This window comes from Pseudoflavonifractor sp. 524-17 (genome assembly GCF_009935845.1).
In the GTDB taxonomy this organism is placed as follows: domain Bacteria; phylum Bacillota; class Clostridia; order Oscillospirales; family Oscillospiraceae; genus Pseudoflavonifractor_A.
In genome coordinates this window covers 85520-91666 of sequence record NZ_QWEK01000018.1, presented here as the reverse complement: position 1 = coordinate 91666, position 6147 = coordinate 85520, and the positions used below count along the sequence as shown (strand labels likewise).

The window sequence follows — 6147 nt, the reverse complement described above, 5'->3', positions numbered from 1 at the left end:
TTTCATGTCTTTTCATGCGCTCCATTTTATCAGCTCGGCACTTTACACACAATCCCTTAGTTTTAAAACAGACTCTAAAGTTAAAGCGATAATCATCTCAATGTTTCCCTCCTCTCTGAATCAATTTGCGCGTGATGTGCCGTTCTCCCCCAAAGCGGTTCCTGCCCCCGGGTTTTCGGCGGCGTTGTCCTTTCCATTGGTGCGCTCCTGTCATGGCGTCACTTCCCCTGGAACGGCATCTCTTTGGGATGGTCATTCAGTTGTAGAGGTGGTCTTTTGCAGCGTCCTCACTAAGCACATGAAAAGCAGTTATTTTACCCCCTGCTCGTTGGATTGTTTACAAGTAAGCGCAAAAGAAGACGGAACCGCAGAAGCAGTTCCGTCCAATTCAGGTTTTGTTTTCAATGAGTGTACACCAAATCGTGAAGAATGATTTCCTCCGCCCGGTGGTGGATATTATTCATATACCCCACCCAGGTCATGGGGTCTGATCGCTTCAGGTCCTCGGTCACGCCCTCCCGTTTGGCGATTTCTTTTACGAGATATTCCATCTGTTCATTGCAGGCGGTGTCAACTTCGTGGAGATGCCGGAGAAGTCCTTCGGTGAGTACAAGCCTCGCCCATACGCCGGGGCGGTGTTCCTTCAAGTACCGCTCATGCTTCCGGCCATAATAGCCGATCTCGTACTTGGTGGTGTCCGACAGGGTGATGTCAGGGTAATAATAATCGCCGATTTTTGTGTAGGTCAGTCCTAAGTCCATGGCCTCAACTCCTTTGTGTTGTGATGTAGATGCTGCTGTGAAAGCGTAAATCCTGCGGTATCACCGCCCTGCTCACAACTGCGACATCATTCGCCACAAATGAGCTGACAGTCGTGATGTACTAGGTGGGTTAAACCACCCTTTACATCATAGCTCTTGGTTCTGTATGCTGTTGCTCTCGCCGCCGTCCCTGTCCTCGTCCCCCACGGATAAGCGGGAGTAAAGGGCTGTGATTTTGCTGTAATCATTCATGTGCATATCCTCCTGCGTCAATATAAGTTGTTGCTTACAGTTAAGATTATGCACCTCACCGGGCGTTGCTGTACTCCATGCCGTGACGGTATTTCTTGGCGTTCTTGCCTTTCAGGTACACCGCCAGCCGCACCAGCACCGCGCCCGCTATGCCGATACACAGGTCAAAGGGGTGGAAGCTGGGCAGGCCGTTGGCGAACGCCACCGCCAGGCTGTCCAGCAGATGCACCAGCTTTTGAGAAGCGTCCGCCCCCGCCGCCAGCCGCCACGCCTCCGACAGCTTGCCGAACAGATAGACAAACAGCAGATAGGGCAAATTCGTGATAATGATTTTCTTTATATCCGGCTTCATCGCTCCATCCCCCTTTCCCTGATCTTCTCCTTGGCCCGCTGGACGTTCCGGCCAGCCGCTTCCCGCAGGACGGACAGCGCCGCCCCGTGCTGCTTCAACTGCTTCAAACTCTGCTGGCCGTGGTGGAGCTTGGGGCCGTGCTTTCTGGCCTCCAAATACTTTTTCAGGGCCATTTGCAGCACCTGGGCCGTCAGCTTCCCGGTTTTTATGGATAACGCGATGGTCTTTTGAGTGACTTCCTCCTGCAAGTGTCATACCTCCTTTGCCAGAAGTCGGGATAAAAACTAAGGCGGCACTACCAGCCGCCGCAGGTAAATCCGCATCAGATACGCACCCGCAGGCCGCTCAGATCGTTGGCCTAGATGCCCACCAGATACCAGTCGGCGGCGTATTCAATGCGGGTGGGCTTCCAGCGCCCGCCCACCATCACATCGTGCAGACCGCCGTAATAGTCGGCCAGGCCAAGGCGGATGTCGTAGCGGTCTGTCCGCTCGTCGAAGATCAAAGCGCCCTGTTTCATAGTCGGGGCCTCCTTGTTAGATTAGATTTTCCCCTCCGCCATATCGTGGGCGACGAGGGCGGTATAGTAGCTTCCCATGGTGCTGGGGGCGTTGAACAGCACCGCCAGCAGATATTTCTTGATGTTGCGGATTTTCGTGGTGTCCTGCCGCATACAGTCCATGACAAACTCGATGTGGCCGCTGTTGAGTTTCAGCAGCTTGGCCTTTACCAGCTCGGCGAGGTAGTCGTCACCGGCCACCTAGATTGTCTTGCGGGCCGTGCAGACGGTTTCCACCAGCAATTCCACGATGCCGTCCAATTCCTCCGGGTCGATCTGCGAATAGGGCGGGAGATGATCGTACTCGATATTCTCCTTGATGATGTCCCGATAAATCTCAGCGGCGCTCTGCGTGGCCGCTTCCGTTCCCTTCCTTTCCGGCGGCGAAGCCGCAGCAGCCGCCCCAGCGGGAAGGGGTGACAGGGAGGGGATGGAATAGGTACTTGATGAGCCTGTAATTATTGGGTCTTTACTTTGTATATCTTTATTTAATTGTGTTGGATTTTCCAACGTAGGTAAATCCAATGCAGGCGGCGTCTGCGGCTGTTCATAGATTACATAGTCCGCGCCCCGCAGCCGTCCCCGTTCGTCACGCTCCCGCGAACGGACGATGTACCCCGCCTGTTCCAACTCCCGGATAGCCTGCCGGATAGCGTCGATCTTCTCCCGGTTGATGAGGGCAAGGCCCTTTAACGTGTAATCCCAATCTTCCGGGAGTGACAGCATTTGTGACAGCAGGCCCTTGGCTTTCAGGGACAGGTCTTTGTTACGCAGGTGGTGGTTCGACATCACCGTGTAACCCTTGTTCTTTTCCACGAGGAATACTGGCGTGGTTTTCCGCTCCTTTCGGTGTCTGGACATGAAAAAACGCCGCAGACTTTTTTCATAATCTGCGGCGTTTGCCGGAGCGCAGAAACGGGCGGTGTCTTGCCGACATCGCCCGCTTTCTGTGCTGTTGTTCACTTGTTTGCGCCGTCCCGCTTTCCGCTGCCCTTAAAAAACATTGATTTTACTGGGTTTTCTCATGTTTTCTTATGGCAATACCCTTAAAGTGCGGGATTTTTGCTTGCGCTCGTTTCTCAACGAAGCCTGGCGGAGAGAGAGGGATTCGAACCCTCGAGACGCTATCAACGCCTACACGATTTCCAATCGTGCGCCTTCGACCAGCTCAGCCATCTCTCCACGGGATGCCATGATACACGGCAGACAACGAAGATTATTTTAGCATAGATTTTGGATTCGTCAAGAGAAAAGTGAAAAAAGATAAAAAATTATCTGGACGGGGCCATGAAAACGGCCCCGTCCAGCTTTGGAAAGGAAAAGACTGGGAGAAATTATAGCTCTGGCAGGGAGGCGGCGGCCACGGACTGACCCACCCGGCGGGCCTTTTCGTCCGGCAGGGCCAGGTTGATCTGGCCGGCCACATCAGGGTACTCCTCGTTCAGGACACGCTGGGCCTCGGCCAGGATGAGGTCGCCGCCCTTTCCGGACATCACCCGGCCCAGCAGCAGCACATGCTTGAAGCCATAGAAGTGATGGTACAGGCGCAGGGCGTGGCCCAGATAGACGCCGATGGAGCGGTAGATGGCGGCGGCCCGGCTGTCGTCCTCAGCCATGAGGCCCTGGACCACCTTGAGCTTCTCAGCGGGGGAGAGCGTTTCATCCAGCTGGATGCCGGCGGCGGGGGCCAGCTTGATCACCGAGTCCTGGGAGAAGTATTTCACGCCGCAGCCGGTGTCGCCGGACCATTCGTCCCGCATGGCGGCGGGGGCGGCGTCTACTGGGACGAACGCCAGCTCATTGAGCCAGCCGGTGATGTTGCCCTCGGGGTCCACAAAGCCAACCGCTTCGCTGGTGCCCATGGCGATGCCAAGCACATTGTTCTCACCCAAGTTCATGGCGCCTGCCAGGGCGGACACGTCGCCGTCGTTGCACACAGCGTAGGGCACATTGCCGAAAGTGTCGGTAATCGCCCGGATATAGATGTCCTTCACTTTGGCGTCAAAGAGATCCTTGGGCACCTGGAGGAAGAGGGAGGCGTTCATGGTGCGGTTGTTGATATACACGCCGGCGGAGGAGACGCCTACCGCGTCTACCCGGGGCATATGGGCGGCGGCGGACTTCAGCGCAGAGACGATCCCATCGTAGTGATAGTCGGGGTCTGAATTGGTCTTAGGGAACCAGACCACCTCTTCGCTGAATACGGGCTCCCCGTCGATGACGGCGGAGACCTTCCGGTCGCTTCCGCCGGCGTCAAAGCCGATGCGGCAGCCCTCCAGATGGCGGCCGATGGCCTTGGGGTCCCCCTTCTCCTCGGGGACCTGGGCACAGGAGACCACTTCAAAGGGGTGCTCGAACACGTTGGCCATGTAGTCGAAGTCAAAGGCCTGGGAACCGGAGGCGGAGTAGACCTCCTGCATGGCGGCGCAGACGGCGTCATCTCCGCTGAGATAGACCTTGAACCCGCCGTACAGCCAGAGCATGGTCTTGATGATGCGGTTGACATAGTACTGGTCGGCCTGGGCCATGTCCGGGGTGCCATGAATAAAGGTGTTGTATACCGCTACCTGTCCATTGGAGCGCTCCAGCGCGATGGCCAGGGGCTTTTTGGCGTCCCGGAGAAAGGACTCATAGAAGGAAAAGAGAGGAATATAATTAGGGTCGAGCTCAGGGAGATTTTTCACGCAGATGTCGATTCCGAGATGTTTCATGGGATACCCCTCCTTATTTTGGTCAGCCGCCGTGGAACATTTGTGATTGTTGCCTGAATATCCTCAAGTATAGGCTACCATTTTTTTTCAATCTGTCAAGGCTATTTTCGAAAAAATGAAAGAAACTTTCAAAAATTCTCTTGACGGAAAGAGAGTTTCAAAGGTATGATGGGTATGAGCCATAAAACAGGATGTTAGGGAACAGAAAAAATTGTACGACCTGTATAAAAAGGAAGGCGGAAGAAACAATGGATACTGCAATGAGGGAGCGGCTTCAGGCCCACAAAGACTGGATTGCGGAGGAGCTGGACATCTGCGTCAGCTTTTGGCTGAAGAACGGGATGGACCGGGTGAACGGCGGTGTCTACACCTGCCTGGACCGGACAGGGGAGCGGTACTCCACTGACAAGAGCGTGTGGATGCAGGGCCGCTGCGCCTGGATGTTTGCCAACCTGTGCAGCCGGTACGGCGTGCGGGAGGAGTGGCTCCAGGCCAGCAAGAGCTGCCTGGATTTCATGGAGGCCCACTGCATCAACCGGGAGGCAGGCAGCCGGATGTACTTCACCGTCACCGCGGAGGGCAGGCCCCTGCGCCAGCGCCGCTACTGCTTCTCCGAAGGATTTTATGCCATTGCCAACGCGGAGTATTACGGCGTCACCGGCGAGACAGAATATCTGGAGCGGGCCCGGGCCACCTATGAGCTGATCTACCAGCTCAACAACGGCCTCATCAAGGACCCCGCCGGCCTGGGGCCCAAGACCATTCCGGAAACCCGCAGCGGCCGGGCTCTGGCGGACCCTATGATCTACCTCAACATTACCTCGGTGCTCCGCCGGGTGGATAAGGACCCGGGCCATCAGGAGCTGTATGCGGGCCGGGCCAGGGAATGTGTGGACACCATCTTCCGCTACCACTACAAGCCCCATCTGAAATGTACGCTGGAGTCGGTGGCCATGGACGGCACGCCGGAGCTGGAATACACTGCGGGCCGGGTGGTCAACCCGGGCCACGACATTGAGTGCTCCTGGTTCCTTATGGAGGCGGCTAACTACGCCCAGGACGAGGAGATCCGAAAGACGGCCATTGAGATCTTCGACTGGGCCTTTGAGGCCGGCTGGGACAAAGAGTATGGCGGCCTGCTGTACTTCATCGACTGCTTGGGCAAGCCCACCGAGGCCTATGAGCACGACATGAAGCTGTGGTGGCCCCACGACGAGACTTTGATTGCCTCCATGATGATCTTCCGGGACACCGGGGATGTGGCCTATCTGGAAAAGTTTGAGCAGACGCTGGACTACTGCAAAAAACACTTCTCCGACCGGGAGTATGGCGAGTGGTACGGCTATCTCCGCCGGGACGGCCTGCCCACTATGCCCAGCACCAAGGGCAGCACATTCAAGGGACCCTTCCACCTGCCGCGGATGCTGTCCATGGTGGACGGAATGTTGGCCGAGCTGCTGGAGAAGGGCTAAATTATCCAGAATACTTGCGCTCAGGCCCGTAAAACAGGTG

The 6147-nt window shown here is 56.2% G+C and carries 6 protein-coding genes, 1 tRNA gene and 2 pseudogenes; 2 read left to right on the top strand and 7 right to left on the bottom strand.

What is annotated here, in order from left to right; genetic code table 11:
• A partial coding sequence (locus D1159_RS08270) for a hypothetical protein (protein WP_161845193.1) occupies nucleotides 1-433 on the top strand: 433 nt, incomplete at its 5' end.
• Here D1159_RS08270 and D1159_RS08265 read toward each other — a convergent pair.
• The 7 genes and pseudogenes from D1159_RS08265 to D1159_RS08235 form a co-directional block, all read right to left on the bottom strand.
• Nucleotides 402-761: a TnpV protein gene (locus D1159_RS08265; RefSeq protein ID WP_161845192.1), complete on the bottom strand. Its 360-nt coding sequence runs from the start codon at nucleotides 759-761 to the stop codon at nucleotides 402-404. The two genes, D1159_RS08270 and D1159_RS08265, sit on opposite strands and share 32 nt — an antisense overlap.
• 310 nt (nucleotides 762-1071) lie before the next feature.
• Nucleotides 1072-1365 (bottom strand): annotated as a pseudogene (locus tag D1159_RS08260) (hypothetical protein); the annotation flags it as partial.
• Nucleotides 1362-1613: a hypothetical protein gene (locus tag D1159_RS08255; RefSeq protein ID WP_161845190.1), complete on the bottom strand. Its 252-nt coding sequence runs from the start codon at nucleotides 1611-1613 to the stop codon at nucleotides 1362-1364. The pseudogene D1159_RS08260 and the gene D1159_RS08255, both read right to left, overlap by 4 nt.
• Nucleotides 1614-1723: 110 nt before the next feature.
• Entirely contained in the window at nucleotides 1724-1885 is a 162-nt protein-coding gene (locus D1159_RS08250) for a DUF5348 domain-containing protein (RefSeq protein WP_161845189.1), read from the bottom strand.
• 21 nt (nucleotides 1886-1906) lie between these two features.
• Nucleotides 1907-2785 (bottom strand): annotated as a pseudogene (locus D1159_RS08245) (DUF6017 domain-containing protein).
• Nucleotides 2786-3014: 229 nt separating this feature from the next.
• Nucleotides 3015-3106 (bottom strand) — tRNA-Ser (locus tag D1159_RS08240).
• Between the two features lie 152 nt (nucleotides 3107-3258).
• Nucleotides 3259-4635, bottom strand: coding sequence for an ROK family protein (locus D1159_RS08235; RefSeq protein ID WP_161845188.1), 1377 nt, complete (start codon nucleotides 4633-4635; stop codon nucleotides 3259-3261).
• Between the two features lie 248 nt (nucleotides 4636-4883).
• Between D1159_RS08235 and D1159_RS08230 the strand changes: the two genes are divergently transcribed.
• A complete protein-coding gene (locus D1159_RS08230; protein WP_161845187.1) occupies nucleotides 4884-6107 on the top strand; it encodes an AGE family epimerase/isomerase in 1224 nt (407 codons plus the stop codon).
• Nucleotides 6108-6147: the final 40 nt, after the last annotated feature.

Excerpts from the sequence above, each read along its gene's own strand:
- D1159_RS08230 (WP_161845187.1), top strand. The coding sequence starts at position 4,884 with ATGGATACTGCAATGAGGGAGCGGCTTCAGGCCCACAAAGACTGGATT.
- D1159_RS08250 (WP_161845189.1), bottom strand. The coding sequence starts at position 1,885 with ATGAAACAGGGCGCTTTGATCTTCGACGAGCGGACAGACCGCTACGAC.
- D1159_RS08235 (WP_161845188.1), bottom strand. The coding sequence starts at position 4,635 with ATGAAACATCTCGGAATCGACATCTGCGTGAAAAATCTCCCTGAGCTC.
- D1159_RS08265 (WP_161845192.1), bottom strand. The coding sequence starts at position 761 with ATGGACTTAGGACTGACCTACACAAAAATCGGCGATTATTATTACCCT.